We start from the raw sequence: 14725 nt of genomic DNA on the forward strand, positions 1-14725 counted from the left end.
ACGGAGTCTGCACCCGTCATGTCCAATGAAGACCAGATTGAATATTGGAATGACAATGCCGGCGTAAAGTGGACCGAGCAGCAGGACGTCATGGACGCTTTGCTGGCGCCGGTAACATCGCTGTTGATGGACGCGGCCGCGATTGTGCCGGGTGAGCGTGTATTGGATATTGGTTGCGGCACAGGTGAAACCTCTTTGATCGCGATCGACGCGGGTGCCGATGTCACCGGTGTGGATGTGTCGGAACCCATGCTGGAGTTGGCCCGGTTACGGGCTAATGGTCGCGGGACGCTTTTACTCGCGGACGCCTCGGAGTATCAGGCGGAAGAGGGTTTTGATCTGATCATGTCGCGCTTCGGCGTAATGTTTTTCGAGGACCCTGTTTCGGCTTTTATCAATATCAAAGCCAATCTGAAACCCGGTGGCCGAATGGTCTTTGCCTGCTGGCAGAGCCCGAAAGTGAATCTGTGGGTGATGGTTCCCATGGCGGCGATTAAGCCACTATTGCCCGACGCACCTGAAACCGATCCCCATGCACCGGGCCCTTTTGCATTTGCGGATGCAGAACGGCTCAAAAGCATATTGACCGAGGCGGGTTTTGAAGATGTCTCGATGACATCACATAGCGTCGAAATCTGCCTTTCACAAACAGGTGGCGTCGACGACGCCGTCTATTTTTCATCCCAGATTGGTCCAGCTTCGCGGGCGTTGGGAGAGGTTGATGACAATTTGAAATCCCGGCTTCTGACCGCACTGAAAAAGGCCCTTGCCCCACATGATGAAGGTGGACGAGTGGCATTGCCGGGTGGTATTTGGATTGTACGGGCGCGCTAAGGTCTAGACGAACTCCCTAAAACCCCTGAAAATTGTAGGTCAATGCCAATGTGCGAGGTTGGGGTGGAGTGAGGCAGCCTTTCGTCACCGCAACACCTTTCAAAAAGCTTCGCCGTGCATTGCCCGCCGCAATCGCTTCCAGAAACCGGCGCTTTGAGGCATTGGCACCGCTTAACTCCCGGACCACCCCGCGAAACGGGATTAAACCACCGATCATTGCACCAGCCACTCGGCTCACACCGGCCTCACGTTTTTCGGTCAGGCTTTTCTCCTGTAACTGATTGATATCAGGTCCAAGAACGGCATCCAGCTGGACAATCTCTCTTTCCAGTGCAGGGCAACTGCGCATATTTTCAAGATCATAGGGATGTTTTTGAATTGCAATCAGCTTTTCAGGGATCGCGTCTTTCCGCAGGTTCACATCCTTTACCGGCTGCATAACGGCATTTTCGGCATGTCGTTCCATCGGAAGATCTTTGTGTGGCATCTCAGCCTGGGCATGAGTGGCAAAGCTTACAGATACTGCGGCCAACAGGTTGGCAATGACTTTGTTGATGGACATGATGTCCTTCCCCAATGCCCCCTTGTTTTGCCCCCAAATCGCATTTTACGGACGTGCAGGCGCTTTGCAACCCCGTTCCAGTCCAACACCTTTCAGGAAGCCGCGCCGGACTACTCCAGCATAGACTGCTGCATTATATTTCCGTTCGTCACCAGCAGCACCCGATATTTCACGAACGATACCGCGAAATGGAATTAGTCCGCCGATGAGTCCGCCAGCGACACGACCAGCTGTTTCTTCCCGCTTCTCAGCTTTCGATTTATCGACCTCTTCGTTCACATCGGCAGCCAAAACATCATTCAATTCTTTCACTTCCTTGATGATCGCGGCGCAGCGGCGCAGACCATCTAGCGAATAGGGATTGTCCTGTATTGCAATAAGCTTCGCCGGTATTTTGGTCTTTTTGAGTCCAACATCTTTGGCTGGCGTGGTTGCCGCATCCTCCGCATGTTCTTCCATTGACTGATCAGGATCAGCTTTTTGTGCCTGAACTGGTGCTGTCAGGAGTAGCGCAGCGACCGATGGCCCTATGGCCAGTTTAATGAAATTTTGCATCATCAATTTCCTGTTTCTCTTCAAGTCCGATACCGCAAGTTATCGCGGTTCAACTGGTCAACGGATGTCACGCCCATAAGTTTCATGTCCCGTTCAATTTCAGCTTGCAACAAGCTGAGACTGCGTTCAACCCCTGCCTGACCGGCGGCTGCCAGAGCATAGAGATACAGTCGGCCGCCAGAACAGGCTTTGGCACCGACGCTCAGCGCTTTCAGTACATGGCTCCCCCGGGTGATGCCGCCGTCACAAATAACATCAATTTTGTCACCGACAGCGTCGCAAATTTCGGCAAGCTGATCAAATGGTGCGCGTGAGCCATCCAGCTGCCGGCCGCCATGGTTGGAGACCATGATCGCTGTTGCACCTATATCAACGGCGCGTTTAGCATCTTCGACGGACATAATGCCTTTCAAACAGAATTCACCGCCCCAGTCTTTTCGAACCTCCTCCGCCATGCTCCAATTGAGCGATTGATCGAGCATGGTTGAAAAATATTCCGCTACCGATAAAGCAACATTGGTTCCCTCTGCGACATGATCTTTGAGATTGGAAAGTTCAAATTTTTCGCGGAACATATAGTTTAACGCCCAGGCCGGTTTGGTTGCGTAACTGAAGAAACTGGCAGGTGTAATTTTAGGCGGGCTGGTGAACCCTGAGCGCAGGCAACGTTCGCGATTGCCTCCTACGATCGTATCAACCGTCAGGGTAATCGCATCGAACTTTGCGGCCTTGCAGCGTTCAACCATGGATTTGTTAAGCCCCTTGTCCTTGTGTATGTAAAGCTGGAACATTTTTGGGGTACTGATGCTCTCACCAATTTCTTCGATACTGACAGTCGCCAGTGAAGATATACCGAAAAAGGTACCGAATTTTTCTGCAGCTCTGGCTACACCGCGTTCGCCTTGCCAGTGGAATAGCCGCTGTAGAGCAGTGGGGGACAGGAACAGGGGCATAGCCAATTTTTGGCCCATCACTGTTGTGCTCATGTCTATCGTCTCGACACCGGCGAGGACATTGGGCACAAGATCACAGGTTTCATAAGCTGCGGTATTGCGCCGTCGGGTAACTTCATCATCGGCAGCGCCGTCGATATAATCAAAGATCGGAAAGGGTAGCTGTTTTTTGGCCAAAGAACGAAAGTCGTTCACATTGTGGCAATCACGTAATGTGTTAATTCGTCGCACGTAAGCCTCGATTCGTCGCTCGGATATAAGAGCATGAGGCTTATGATTAGAGCAATGGCGGCGGCTTGCAAGAGCAGCAGCCAAACGACTACAGGAATTTAGAGGGAAAATTCACAATGACTGAAACCGCCGAAGAAATCCAGCAATCGGACCAGCCGTCAAGACCGGAACGATCGCCCGGTGCCAAATTCCTGTTGGTATTGCTGACGGGCTTTTTGCTCGCAATTCCCTTGTTTGCAAGCTGGCTGCTTATTTATGACCGTCAAAGCCAGAGTGACCAGGCCGAGCAATCCATTGTTACCGGGTGGGGTGGCCAGCAGGTTTTTGCGGGTCCAAAAATCATATTGCCTTACAAGGCTAAAGTTCAGGAATCGGTGGAACAGGATGGTAAAACCGTTACCCGGACCAACGTAGTGACGCGCGAATTGTACATCTCGCCGGAAGTCATGACCTTTGACAGTGATATCCAGACCGAGGTGAAAAGCCGCTCCATCTATGAGGTGGTGATTTATAATACCAATGTTACGGGATCCGCATCGTTCAAATTACCGGAAGATTTTGATCGATCCGGGATTGATCGGGCAGATATTGATTTTGCCCGCGCGGAAATACGCTTTGGCCTTTCCGACGCACGCGGTCTGGCTGCAGACAACAAGCTGACCGTTGATGATCAGTCGCTCGTCCTGCAACCGGGCAAGGGGCTTGGCGAGACAGGCAATACCGGTTTCTTTTCATGGCTGGATGCAACAGCGCTTGAAGATGGCGAAATGGCCGTCAAATTTGATGTGAAATTTCGCGGAACCGAAAGCCTGACAATGGTGCCCGATGCGGGACAGACTAACTGGTCCGTCACTTCAAAGTGGCCGCATCCCAGTTTTACGGGTGGTTTCCTCCCTGACAATGAAGTGACGGAAACCGGCTTTACTGCCAAATACGGCATTTCGAATCTGGCACTGGGAAGTTCACTGACCTCGACACAGCCGGGACAGCAAATTTATCCGCAAAGCGGTGGCCGGTCATACACTTCTTATGATGGGGGCGGTGTGGGCAATGGTTCCAGCGTGACTGTGAACCTGATCCAGCCGGTTGATCTTTACGATCAAGTAAGCCGGGCAACCAAATATGGCTTCTTGTTTATCGGATTTACCTTTGTTGCCTTCTTGTTATTCGATCTGATTGGCGGTGTGCGCATCTCATCTGTCCAATATATATTGGTCGGTGTCGCGCTTGTGTTATTCTTCATTCTGCTCCTGGCCTTTGCAGAGATTATCGGCTTTGCTCTGGCTTATGTAGTGGCATCAATCGCCACCATCGGATTGATTACGGCCTATGCCGCATCGGTCCTGTCGAGTTGGCGACGGGCATCGATAATTGGCGGATTGCTGGCTGCGCTTTACGGCGTGATCTATATCCTGCTGAGCCTTGAGGCTTACTCGCTGCTCATTGGATCATTGCTGATCTTTACTGCTCTGGCCGGGGTGATGTTCGTCACCAGGAGGCTCGACTGGTCGCGCAGTTTGCAGAAAACTTCAGCAAATTAAGCGATAGCTCTAGCGAACCGCGCCGCGTGCAAATGTATTGCATGCGGCCGGATCGCCGGTCTGCATTCCTTTTTTCAACCATTCTATCCTTTGCTCGGAAGTGCCATGCGTAAACATGCTCTCTACCGGACGCTGTCCGGCTCCGCGCATCAACGTATCATCGCCAATCGCATGAGCAGCGGTCAGACCTTCTTCGACATCACCCGGTTCCATGCGATTGGCATTTTGTGCGGCCCAGACACCGGCATAGCAATCCGCCTGTAGCTCCATCCGGACTTGCAGCGCATTGCCTTCTGCCTTGCTCGCGCGGCTCTGTGCTTGCCGCACCTGATTGGCCGTACCTTCGAGATTCTGTATATGATGCCCGACTTCATGGGCAATTACATAAGCTTTGGCAAAATCACCTCTGGCACCCATTTTTGTTTCCAGTTCGTTGAAAAACGATGTGTCGAGATAAATGCCCTGGTCGGCAGGACAATAGAAAGGTCCCGCTGCCGAGCTGGCCGAACCGCAGCCATTGGAACTGACACCACCTTGGTAAAAATTGATAACTGTCGGTTGATAGCGTGATCCATTTGCCTGAAATAATTTGGACCATGTTTGCTCGGTTGAGGCGAGAACCTGACCAGCAAATATTTCTTCTTGCGTATCATAGGCAACAGCATCACCAGAACCACCTGCTTGGGTACCGCCACCTGTCAACATACTCGCTCCACCGCCAAAATACATGAAGGCGAGTGCCGCACCACCGATAAGGAGGATCGTTCCGCAGCCCATTTTTCTGCCAAGTAGCATCGGAAGGAAGCTGAGTAACAAGCCAAGACCACCGCCACCACCGCCAAATTGCCGGCCGCCGCCGCCGCGACCATGGTCGCGGACATTTTTGCTGGGATCGAGATCGTCTAAACGCATGGCTTCTTCTCCTGTTGCATCCCAAATCGCTTGAATTCAACAAAAGCGCAAGCCTCTGGAAATTCTTTTACAAAAAGCCGTTGCAGTCACTCGCGACTGTTTTAAGGTCGTGCAAAGGAGAAAAAGCATGTTTTTGAAGGGTAAGACGGCGCTGATTACGGGTTCGACTTCGGGTATCGGCGGTGGATATGCGAAAGCGCTGGCGACCGAAGGCGCCGCCGTGATGATTAACGGTTTTGGTGACAAAAACGAAATCGAAACGCTGCGGCAGGAATTGGAAAGCTTGAGCGGAGCCAGGGCCGCCTATAGCAATGCCGATATGACCAAGCCGGAAGAAATCCGGCAAATGGCGACAGATTGCGCTGAACAATTGGGCGGAGTCGATATTCTCGTCAACAATGCAGGTATTCAGCATGTCGCCCCGGTCGATGAGTTTCCCGAGGACAAATGGGATGCGATTATGGACATTATTTGCAACAGTGCTTTTCACACAACCAAAGCGGTCTTGCCGGGGATGAAAGAACGGGGCTGGGGCCGGATCATCAATACAGGTTCCATGCATAGCAAGGTGGCTAGCCCTTATAAGTCGGCCTATAATGCCGCTAAACATGCAATTGCGGGTTTCAGCAAAACGGTGGCCCTCGAAGTTGCGCAGCAAGGTATAACGGTGAATACAATTTCGCCGGGCTATGCGTGGACCCCGCTGGTCGAAAACCAGATACCCGACACTATGAAAGCGCGGAACATGACGCGCGAACAAGTCATGAATGACGTGCTGCTTGCCGGACAACCGACCAAGAAATTTGTGCAGATCAACCAAATCGCAGCGCTCGCAGTATTTCTCTGCAAAGATGAAGCGAGCGCGATAACCGGCGCGAATATCTCCATCGACGGCGGCTGGACGGCGCAATGATCTTGGCGTCAGTCAAAGTCGGGATTTTCCTGACGATATCCGGACTGGCATCCATGGCGATGGCTACAGATGCATCGGATCCGGAATCGCAGTGGCGGGACCACGCCACGGCGGCAGACCAAAAGCGACTGGATGATTGGCAAAAAGCGTTGCAGGAAGGTCGTGCTGGCGCCCTTGAAGGGGGTGAGGGGGGCAAGCTGGCTGCAAGAAAACCGTTGTTCGAGGACGAAGCGGCGTTACCCAACAGCAAAATTCCGGCGGGTCTTTATGCCTGCTCGGTTACCAAACTAGACGGTGATGCCAGCGGCGGCTTGCCTTACATCGCCTATCCAGCTTTTCGGTGTCTTGTTACCGTCAATGGCGATAGACGGCATTTCACTAAACTAACGGGCTCTCAGCGCACGGCCGGATGGCTGTATGAGACGGGCACTCGCCATTCCGTCTATCTGGGCACGTCATTTTATGGTTATGAGGACAAAGCCATATCCTATGGAAAAACAAAGGAGCGAGACCAGGCGGCGGTTGTTGAGCGGATCGGGCCAACGCGCTGGCGGATGGTGTTTCCCTATCCCTATTACGAGTCTGTGGTGAACGTCATGGAGCTGACACCGATTGCGGAATAATTTTGAACCTGACATTTACCCTTTCTGCAGTTAGGTTCGCAATTATGTGAAATAGCTCGGGGATAGTGATGCGTTTGATTTCGAAAGCCGCCTTGGTTGCGGCCGGTTCATTTTTGTTTTGTACACCAGCGCAGGCTGATCCGTTAAATGATGCGATCAAGGCGGACTTGCCTTCCTTGATGGAAATTTACCGTGATTTGCATGCTAATCCCGAATTGAGCGGAGAAGAGGTACGAACGGCAGCAAAGCTGGCCATCGAAGCCAGGCGGCTCGGTTTTGACGTCACCGAAAAAGTCGGCGGCACTGGTGTTGTCGCAGTGATGAAAAATGGCGATGGCCCGACGGTGATGATCCGGGCAGACATGGATGGTTTGCCACTTGTTGAAAAAACCGGCTTGCCCTTTGCAGCAAAGGTGAGGGCGAAAACCCGCGAGGGGAATGATACCGGCGTGATGCATGCTTGTGGACATGATACCCATATGACCGGTTGGGTGGGAACTGCCCGCCAGCTGGTTGCTAACAAAGACCAATGGTCCGGCACCTTGGTGATGATTTTGCAGCCAGCAGAAGAAACAGGTGAAGGTGCCAAAGCGATGCTGGAAGACGGCCTGTATACGCGTTTTCCAAAGCCTGAATATGTGTTGGCATTTCATGATGCTGCGGGTGCGCCTGCTGGTTTCATCGGCTATTCGCCGGGCTATGCGCTTGCAAATGTCGATAGCGTAGACATCGAAGTAAAAGGAGTGGGTGGTCATGGTGCCTATCCACATACGACCAAGGATCCGATTGTGGTGGCATCACGCATCGTTGGAGCTTTGCAAACGCTTGTGAGCCGAGAGATTGACCCACAAGATCCCGCGGTCGTCACCGTTGGCAGTTTTCAGGCAGGCTTCAAGCATAATATAATTCCTGACAAAGCCAATCTATTGCTGACGGTTCGCAGCTATTCTGACGAGACACGGGCTAAACTGCTCGAGGGGATCAAGCGAATTGCCAAAGGCGAAGCGGTGACAGCTGGTCTTCCGGACGATAGGATGCCCATTGTGAGTATTCGCGATGATGAATTTACACCTTCCACATACAACAGCCCGGAATTCACTAAGGAGATGGCGTCTCTTTTCGAAGCTCGCTTTGGGAAAGAGCGTGTAGTTCAATCGAAACCCGTCATGGGCGGAGAAGATTTTAGCCGCTATCGCCGGGCGGATGAATCAATCAACAGTATGATTTTCTGGGTAGGTGGTGTTCCCATGGATGAATATCAAACGGCCAAGAAAGAGGGTAAGAAATTACCATCGTTACACAGTCCGCTTTGGGCGCCAGATGCTGAGAAAGTTATTGCAACTGGTGCTGAAGCGCTAACAGCGGCTGCATTGAATATTATGAGAACAGATAGGTGAAGGGATGATGCTGGTTACGGTTTTTGATGGACTGGTTTCCAGCATCGCCTTAACCGTTGGGACTCCGTCACCATTGGCGGAAGAATCCACGACCATTGAAGCGTCATATTTTGAGGGTCGTTGGGCGTTTGCAGAAGAAACGTGTGATCAATCTTCCAACTGGACATTGTTGGAAGGAGGAAATTTTGTCTCTGAAGATTTGACCGGCACTTGGCGTTGGAACGACGAAAGATTGATTCTGAACCTAATTGATTTTGCCATTGATGAGGAAACTGGCGAACAAGGCGGTCCATTTCAGATGGAGGGACCAGTTTCAATGGCGACTTCAAATCAGTTCACACTTGTGATTGAACCTGATCGCTATGTTATGAAGCGTTGCCGGTAGCCACAGCCAAATATCTTCTAGGCTTAAACGTCTAGCTCGTTCCCCGATCATGACATTATTTTTCGAGCGCGATGATTGCGATCGCTAGTTCTAAACTTAGGGCTGTCTTCTTACTCCAGGGGGGCTCAAGTCTCTTGGTTTACCGGTTCTGACAGACGGACGAGATTTAGGCGTCCCACCATTTCTAGGCGTGCGACCAAGTTTAGGCTTTGCTGCGCTTACAGATTGTTGATTGCTTGTTGAGGAAACAGAGTTTTGATCACCAACCGTGTTCTCTCCTGACAAATATTCATCATCAGAATAAGTGACAGGTTCGCCAAAAACAAAAGCTTCTTCACCTTCGCCGTCGCCGCTGCCCGCGTCCCATGAGTCAGTTGAATCTACTTTATTTGCGGCCTTCGGCTTAACTTCTTTTTCAACTACCGGTTGCTGGCTTTGTTTTTCATCATCAACCGGCATGATAAAATAGATTAGCAGGCCGGTCGAAGCGACAAATAGAACGGCTTGTTTAATCATTCGGATCACCCAACTTTGCGATAATGCGATCGTAGTTACTGCTTCTTGATTAAAAAATACTTACTTGAACTCAGTCTGCCATATAAAAATCCGCCGGAGCGGCAAGGCTCCGACGGATAGATTTTCCTCCCCAGGAAACTATTTGGTAAACTCATGCTAGAGTGTATTTCCAATCTTATACGCCAGCTAGGGACAGCGAGGCTAAGAAAATTTACAAAAAATATGTAAAAATCTAAGATAAGTTCAAATTTATGTTGTAAATAAGTAAATTAATTTACAAAACACTCTTCATGACCGATAGAAAAATATTCGCTGGCGCTTCCGTTAAACGGTTAAGACGTGGTGCGGGAATGACTCAGGTAGCACTGGCCGACGCGCTGGATATCTCCGCAAGCTATCTGAATCTTATTGAACGCAATCAGCGACCGATTAGCGCGCGTATGATGCTGTTACTGGCTGACCGGTTTGATTTTGACCCGCGCCAATTGGTTGCAGACGAACCCGGGGGTGGAATTGATGGTATAAGCAGGCGTCTTGCCGGCCCAATGTTTGATGATCTGTCGATCGACCGATCAGAATTGGAAGACTGGTTAGCGATGGCGCCGAACACGGCGGAAGCCTTCGTCCGGGTTTTTGACCATGGTTTAAGAGAATATGCTCCCAGTGCATCCAAAAATGCAGATTCTTTGCAGCTTGTGCAAAGGGAGATTGAGCGTTGGCGCAATCATTTCGCAGATCTTGATGCGATGGCAGAAACACTTGCGGATGAATTGCGGCTTGGCAGTGCAGATTTATATGGTGCAATTGCTGAAAGACTGAGAGCAAGGCATCAACTCGCCATCAGAATTCTGCCGGAAGCCGTGATGCCGGATTTGTTGAGACGCTTGGACCTGCATTCCCGGCAGTTGCAGCTTTCGGAAATGCTAGATACCGCATCGCGCACCTTCCAAGCAGCCATATTGCTTGGTGAGTTGGAGGCACAGTCTGAAATCAGGGCGCTGGTTACAGGCGCAGACCTGCAAGACAAGGCAGCCGAGCGTCATTTTCAAAGTCATTTGTCTAGCTATTTTGCAGCAGCTTTGATCATGCCCTACGCCCGGTTTTTAAAGGCATGTGAGCAAACGGGATATCAAATTTTGTTGTTGGAGCGGCGGTTTGGTGCCAGCTTTGAGCAGGTCGCCCATCGATTGACAACGCTACAGCGTGTAGGTGCACGGGGGCTACCGTTTTTCATGTTACGCATTGACCGGTCGGGCATGGCCTCAAAGCGATTTGTTGGCGCGAGTAACGCTTCATTGGCGGAAAGCCCTCGTCGCTGTCCGCTTTGGAATATCCATCGATCCTTTGACCGTCCTTGGGAAGTGCATACCCAATTGGTTCTACTGGAAGATGGGTCTTCCTGGTTCACATTGTCGCAAGCCGTGCAAGGTGTTGGCTCGGGGGCGGGCAGGAATCAATCAGAATTTGCAATCGGCTTAGGCGTGGCCGCCGATCTCGCAGCATCTCTATATGATGCTAGAGGATTAGATCTATCTTCAGAAAACGCTGATCTGATTGGCTTGGGCTGTCCGGCATGTACACGGCCGAACTGTTCACAAAGGTCAGCACCGCCAAAAAGCAGGATATTGCAATTTGACGAAAGAGAACTCGGGCTTACACCTTACAATTTCGTTGCCGATTAACGATACATCTGTCGGAAAAATGAACAAATTTTATGAAATTGCAGCGTTTTTTTGAAAATCATGTGTAAAATTAACCGACAGCTTACCAATTTTGGTTATCGCGAGCATGCAATATCGGAAGTTCGCATTCGCAATGATCAGATTGTTCAAACATTATATTCCCTACCCACTTATATTTTTGGGTTTGTTAGACTTGTTTCTGCTCGTCATCGCCGCAGAAATAAGCTGGGTTTTTCGTGCGAACCAGATCGGGATGTCTGCAGGTTCAATTTTTGATCGGCCCCTTCCAATCATCAGTTTTGCGCTGGCACTAGAAGTCGCGCTGGTTGCCGTCGGAGTTTATGGAACAGAGTCCCTCCAATCATTGAGATTTGCGGCAGCGCGAGTTCTAGTGGCCGTTTCTTTGGGTGTAATATTTCTTTCGATTATGGCTTTTGCTTTGCCCGGGACAACGCTGTGGCGATCAAATTCCTTGTATGCGATGATCCTTGCGATCCTGCTTTTAATGGCTGTTCGGGTGGTTTTGGGCAGCATATTGGATAGCGCTGTTTTTAAACGCCGTTTGCTTATTCTAGGCGCAGGGCCGCGAGCCAATCGCATTGCTGCACTCTCGAACAAGCCTGAAAGCGGTTTCATTGTCAGCGGCTTTGTAGACATGAATGAAGGCCCGGCGGTGGTAAGCTCGGCAGTCAAGCGACATGACATCTCAAATTTGCCTCAGCATGTGATTGATCTGGAAGTGAGCGAGGTTGTGCTAGCGCTGGAAGAGCGCCGCAATTCGTTGCCCGTTTCCGATTTGTTGACCATCAAAACCACTGGTGTCCATGTGAATGATATGTCCAGTTTCCTTGAGCGGGAAACTGGCCGTGTTGATCTAGACAGTGTTAACCCCAGCTGGTTCATTTTTTCGGATGGCTTTTCCTCGGGTCGGCGCATTTCGACTGTGTTCAAGCGGAGCTTTGACATATTCCTGAGTCTGCTTCTTTTGCTCGTAACAGGCCCGCTAATTGCAATTTTTGCCATATTGATAAAATTGGAAAGCGAGGGTGGCGCGTTTTTCAAGCAGGAACGTATCGGGCTTTATGGCCAACCTTTTAAGATTCTAAAACTCCGCTCCATGCGAATGGATGCGGAGGCTGCCGGGCAAGCGCTTTGGGCGAGTAAGAATGATCCGCGTATTACCAGAATCGGAAATTTTATTCGAAAAGTCCGTATTGATGAATTGCCGCAGGCATGGAGCGTATTGAAAGGCGAAATGAGTTTTGTGGGCCCACGTCCGGAGCGTCCCCAATTTGTCGATGATTTGCAAACCAAAATGCCATTCTATGCAGAACGCCACATGGTGAAGCCCGGAATTACCGGATGGGCGCAAATCAACTATCCTTATGGGGCGTCGATTGAAGATAGCCGACACAAGCTCGAATATGATCTCTATTATGCAAAAAACTATACGCCTTTTCTTGATATAGTCATCCTGTTGCAAACAATCCGGGTCGTTCTTTGGCCTGAGGGTGCCCGCTGATATGGCTGCGATGATGGTTCAGATCAGTATCTATGGACATGGTTTGGCGGCTACCTTGTTTGCTGCACTGACCATTTGGCAGTTCCAACGTAAAACGGACCATAGTCTTGCCCAGATATCGCTCGTCATAGCGTTGTCTTTGACAAGCTTTTGGGCTCTGTCAGTGTCAGTGGAAGGGGCATTCTCACCGATTTCCAACTTCAGCGAGTCACTCAGGAACATGGGGTGGCTGGTATTCATGTTTGTGCTGTTGAAGGGTGGCGAAGGACGGGACGAGCCGACTGCGGTTAAGGTAATTTACTTCGCTTTGGCATTCGTGTTGCTCAGCCAGATAATTGTCGACTCTCTAATTCCCGTTTTTGCCGGAAGTCCTCGGCTGGTGAGCATGGCAGCTTTTACAGCTTTGGTACTGCGGATGTTGTTCGCTGTCGGGGCGCTGGTATTGGTGCACAACCTTTATTCGATATCCGCACCAGAAACACGGTGGGGAATACGATTGCCCATGGCTGCTTTGGCGGCGATATGGACTTATGATCTAAACCTTTTCACGATTACCTATCTGACCCAACAATTCTCGGTCGAACTCATCGCCATGCGCGGACCAGCAATGGCCTGTGTCGCGCCGATCCTGGCACTGGCATCTATCCGCAATACGGAATGGACGATCAAACTATCGCGTAGCGTGGCGTTTCGCTCTTTATCGCTGGTAGCCATTGGTGGGTACCTCTTGATGATGGTCATCATCGCGACAGCGCTTCAGATAATCGGCGGGGATTATGCTCGATTGGCACAGATCAGCTTTCTGTTTGGAACGTCGGTTGCCGCATTGGTATTGTTACCGTCGGGAAAATTTCGCGCTTGGTTCAGAGTGAAACTGGCCAAAAACTTCTTCCAGCATCGTTATGATTATCGGGCAGAATGGATCAGATTTACCGATACAATCGGACGTCCGGGAATGGATAGTGCTCCGTTCCATGAGCGTGTCGTAAAAGCGATCGCAGACATAACAGATTCCCCAGCGGGCATATTGTTGATGCCAGACGATTCCGGCCGCTTGACTTTGCAATCACGTTGGAATTGGCAGTCTATCCAAGTCCCGGCGCGGGCCTGCACATCGAGAACGGTGCCATTCTTTGAAAATACAGGGCATATTATTGAGTTCGACGCACTGCGAGCGGAAACGGTAGAAGATATTGATCCGGGCGCGATACCCGAATGGATGACCAATGATCCAGAAACGTGGGCCGCCGTCCCGTTGGTTCATTTCGAGCGGTTAGCCGGTATTGTATTGTTGGCAAGACCGCGTGTGAACAGGACGTTGGATTGGGAAGATCTTGATATGTTGCGTGTGGTTGGCCGGCAGGTGGCTAGTTACCTGTCCGAAGCCCGCAGTCAGGAGTCTCTCTCGGAGGCGCAACGGTTTGATGAGTTTAATCGGCGAATGGCTTTTGTCATGCACGATATCAAGAATCTTGTCAGCCAGTTAAGCTTGCTAGCTCGCAATGCAAAAAAACACGCCGACAATCCCGATTTTCAGGCCGATATGATTTCCACACTCCAGGATTCGGCAGACAAAATGAATGGTTTGCTGGAGCGACTTTCGCAACACAATAAGGCGAAACCAGAAGAACCCAAGCCGGTCAAAGTGGCCGCTTTGCTACAGTCAATCATCGAGAAAAAAAGGTTGCTTCATGCCATTGAAAGTCAACAGATAGATGATCTGACCGCCATGGCAGACCCCGCACGGGTTGATCAGATACTGGGGCATCTTATCCAAAATGCGATTGATGCCAGCTCTGATGGACAACCCATAATATTAAACGCCCGCCGCCGCGATTTGAGCGTGGCAATTGAGGTGTTGGACCGTGGAACAGGGATGTCGAGTGAGTTTATTCGCAGTCAATTGTTCAAACCTTTCGCGTCGAGCAAGACAGGAGGGTTCGGGATCGGTGCATATGAAGCGCGGTCCTTGGCCATGGCAATGAACGGGCGTTTGGAAGTTGAAAGCAATGAGGGTGCAGGCAGCCGTTTTACGCTGATACTGCCGCTTGCCAGCACGATCACCGACGACAAGTTAGCAGATGAAAGGGCCGCTTAAC

At 50.8% G+C, this 14725-nt stretch carries 14 protein-coding genes; 9 read left to right on the top strand and 5 right to left on the bottom strand.

Annotation, left to right across the window (positions count from 1 at the left end):
- Positions 1–18 precede the first annotated feature (18 nt).
- Positions 19–834: a class I SAM-dependent methyltransferase gene (locus ACO6S1_RS14525; RefSeq protein WP_422343344.1), complete on the top strand. Its 816-nt coding sequence runs from the start codon at positions 19–21 to the stop codon at positions 832–834.
- Between the two features lie 16 nt (positions 835–850).
- Here ACO6S1_RS14525 and ACO6S1_RS14530 read toward each other — a convergent pair whose 3' ends face one another.
- Genes ACO6S1_RS14530 through ACO6S1_RS14540 form a run of 3 tightly spaced genes read right to left on the bottom strand, consistent with a single transcriptional unit; the run spans position 851 to position 3099 of the window.
- Positions 851–1396, bottom strand: a complete 546-nt coding sequence (locus ACO6S1_RS14530) for a hypothetical protein (RefSeq protein WP_422343345.1) — start codon at positions 1394–1396, stop codon at positions 851–853.
- A 45-nt stretch (positions 1397–1441) separates the two neighbouring features.
- Positions 1442–1954: a hypothetical protein gene (locus ACO6S1_RS14535; RefSeq protein ID WP_422343346.1), complete on the bottom strand. Its 513-nt coding sequence runs from the start codon at positions 1952–1954 to the stop codon at positions 1442–1444.
- Positions 1955–1971: 17 nt separating this feature from the next.
- A complete protein-coding gene (locus ACO6S1_RS14540; RefSeq protein ID WP_422343347.1) occupies positions 1972–3099 on the bottom strand; it encodes an alpha-hydroxy acid oxidase in 1128 nt (375 codons plus the stop codon).
- A gap of 152 nt (positions 3100–3251) precedes the next feature.
- On the opposite strand from ACO6S1_RS14540, the gene creD reads away from it, so the two are divergent.
- On the top strand, positions 3252–4676 hold the full coding sequence (creD, locus tag ACO6S1_RS14545; protein WP_422343348.1) for a cell envelope integrity protein CreD: 1425 nt from the start codon (positions 3252–3254) through the stop codon (positions 4674–4676).
- A gap of 9 nt (positions 4677–4685) precedes the next feature.
- Here creD and ACO6S1_RS14550 read toward each other — a convergent pair whose 3' ends face one another.
- Entirely contained in the window at positions 4686–5588 is a 903-nt protein-coding gene (locus ACO6S1_RS14550; RefSeq protein ID WP_422343349.1) for a neutral zinc metallopeptidase, read from the bottom strand.
- Between the two features lie 127 nt (positions 5589–5715).
- On the opposite strand from ACO6S1_RS14550, the gene ACO6S1_RS14555 reads away from it, so the two are divergent.
- The 4 genes from ACO6S1_RS14555 (at position 5716) to ACO6S1_RS14570 (ending at position 8906) form a co-directional block, all read left to right on the top strand.
- Positions 5716–6501, top strand: a complete 786-nt coding sequence (locus tag ACO6S1_RS14555; protein ID WP_422343350.1) for a 3-hydroxybutyrate dehydrogenase — start codon at positions 5716–5718, stop codon at positions 6499–6501.
- On the top strand, positions 6498–7124 hold the full coding sequence (locus ACO6S1_RS14560) for a DUF4893 domain-containing protein (protein WP_422343351.1): 627 nt from the start codon (positions 6498–6500) through the stop codon (positions 7122–7124). The genes ACO6S1_RS14555 and ACO6S1_RS14560 overlap by 4 nt, the downstream gene beginning before the upstream one ends.
- 68 nt (positions 7125–7192) lie before the next feature.
- Positions 7193–8521: an amidohydrolase gene (locus ACO6S1_RS14565; RefSeq protein WP_422343352.1), complete on the top strand. Its 1329-nt coding sequence runs from the start codon at positions 7193–7195 to the stop codon at positions 8519–8521.
- A 4-nt stretch (positions 8522–8525) separates the two neighbouring features.
- Entirely contained in the window at positions 8526–8906 is a 381-nt protein-coding gene (locus ACO6S1_RS14570; RefSeq protein ID WP_422343353.1) for a hypothetical protein, read from the top strand.
- Between the two features lie 96 nt (positions 8907–9002).
- On the opposite strand, the gene ACO6S1_RS14575 is transcribed toward ACO6S1_RS14570, so the two are convergent.
- A complete protein-coding gene (locus tag ACO6S1_RS14575; RefSeq protein WP_422343354.1) occupies positions 9003–9422 on the bottom strand; it encodes a hypothetical protein in 420 nt (139 codons plus the stop codon).
- Positions 9423–9712: 290 nt separating this feature from the next.
- Here ACO6S1_RS14575 and ACO6S1_RS14580 point away from each other — a divergent pair, with 290 nt between their 5' ends.
- The 3 genes from ACO6S1_RS14580 to prsK all read left to right on the top strand — a co-directional run bounded on the left by ACO6S1_RS14580 (position 9713) and on the right by prsK (position 14724).
- Positions 9713–11104, top strand: a complete 1392-nt coding sequence (locus ACO6S1_RS14580) for a helix-turn-helix domain-containing protein (RefSeq protein WP_422343355.1) — start codon at positions 9713–9715, stop codon at positions 11102–11104.
- Between the two features lie 133 nt (positions 11105–11237).
- Complete coding sequence (locus ACO6S1_RS14585; protein ID WP_422343356.1) at positions 11238–12626, top strand: TIGR03013 family XrtA/PEP-CTERM system glycosyltransferase; 1389 nt, start codon at positions 11238–11240, stop codon at positions 12624–12626.
- Between the two features lies 1 nt (position 12627).
- Positions 12628–14724 carry an XrtA/PEP-CTERM system histidine kinase PrsK gene (prsK, locus tag ACO6S1_RS14590; protein WP_422343357.1) on the top strand — a complete coding sequence of 699 codons (2097 nt, stop codon included), beginning with the start codon at positions 12628–12630 and terminating at the stop codon, positions 14722–14724.
- Position 14725 lies beyond the last annotated feature (1 nt).

Source organism: Parasphingorhabdus sp. (assembly GCF_965233695.1).
Lineage (GTDB): Bacteria > Pseudomonadota > Alphaproteobacteria > Sphingomonadales > Sphingomonadaceae > Parasphingorhabdus.

Excerpts from the sequence above, each read along its gene's own strand:
- ACO6S1_RS14525 (WP_422343344.1), top strand. The coding sequence starts at position 19 with ATGTCCAATGAAGACCAGATTGAATATTGGAATGACAATGCCGGCGTA.
- ACO6S1_RS14530 (WP_422343345.1), bottom strand. The coding sequence starts at position 1,396 with ATGTCCATCAACAAAGTCATTGCCAACCTGTTGGCCGCAGTATCTGTA.
- ACO6S1_RS14535 (WP_422343346.1), bottom strand. The coding sequence starts at position 1,954 with ATGATGCAAAATTTCATTAAACTGGCCATAGGGCCATCGGTCGCTGCG.
- creD (WP_422343348.1), top strand. The coding sequence starts at position 3,252 with ATGACTGAAACCGCCGAAGAAATCCAGCAATCGGACCAGCCGTCAAGA.
- ACO6S1_RS14550 (WP_422343349.1), bottom strand. The coding sequence starts at position 5,588 with ATGCGTTTAGACGATCTCGATCCCAGCAAAAATGTCCGCGACCATGGT.
- ACO6S1_RS14555 (WP_422343350.1), top strand. The coding sequence starts at position 5,716 with ATGTTTTTGAAGGGTAAGACGGCGCTGATTACGGGTTCGACTTCGGGT.
- ACO6S1_RS14560 (WP_422343351.1), top strand. The coding sequence starts at position 6,498 with ATGATCTTGGCGTCAGTCAAAGTCGGGATTTTCCTGACGATATCCGGA.
- ACO6S1_RS14565 (WP_422343352.1), top strand. The coding sequence starts at position 7,193 with ATGCGTTTGATTTCGAAAGCCGCCTTGGTTGCGGCCGGTTCATTTTTG.
- ACO6S1_RS14570 (WP_422343353.1), top strand. The coding sequence starts at position 8,526 with ATGATGCTGGTTACGGTTTTTGATGGACTGGTTTCCAGCATCGCCTTA.
- ACO6S1_RS14575 (WP_422343354.1), bottom strand. The coding sequence starts at position 9,422 with ATGATTAAACAAGCCGTTCTATTTGTCGCTTCGACCGGCCTGCTAATC.
- ACO6S1_RS14580 (WP_422343355.1), top strand. The coding sequence starts at position 9,713 with ATGACCGATAGAAAAATATTCGCTGGCGCTTCCGTTAAACGGTTAAGA.
- ACO6S1_RS14585 (WP_422343356.1), top strand. The coding sequence starts at position 11,238 with ATGATCAGATTGTTCAAACATTATATTCCCTACCCACTTATATTTTTG.
- prsK (WP_422343357.1), top strand. The coding sequence starts at position 12,628 with ATGGCTGCGATGATGGTTCAGATCAGTATCTATGGACATGGTTTGGCG.